Origin of the sequence: Paraburkholderia sp. JHI2823, assembly GCF_038900695.1 — a bacterium.
Classification (GTDB): domain Bacteria; phylum Pseudomonadota; class Gammaproteobacteria; order Burkholderiales; family Burkholderiaceae; genus Paraburkholderia; species Paraburkholderia mimosarum.
Window position 1 is genome coordinate 1 of record NZ_JAYMRY010000378.1, and the last position, 285, is coordinate 285.

Consider the following 285-nt stretch of genomic DNA (forward strand, 5'->3'; position numbering starts at 1 on the left):
TCGGCGCATCGAATTACACGTATGCCAGCGCCACGCGCTCGGAAGCGACACCCGACTGGATCGGCGGCCTCATTGACGCGATGGAGTTCTATGGCGGCGTGCCAAGGTTGCTCGTGCCCGACAACCCGAAGGCACTGATCTCGAACGCCGACCGCTACGAACCCACGCTCGGCCTGACCACGCAGGACTTCGTGAGCCATTACGATACCGCGATGCTGCCGGCGCGCCCTCGCAAGCCGAAGGATAAGGCGAAGGTCGAAGTCGGCGTGCAGATCGTCGAACGCT

Annotated in this window: 1 pseudogene; it reads left to right on the forward strand. The window is 63.5% G+C overall.

Going from position 1 to position 285, the window contains the following annotated elements:
• Window positions 1-285, forward strand: a pseudogene (locus VSR34_RS39060) (IS21 family transposase); the annotation flags it as partial.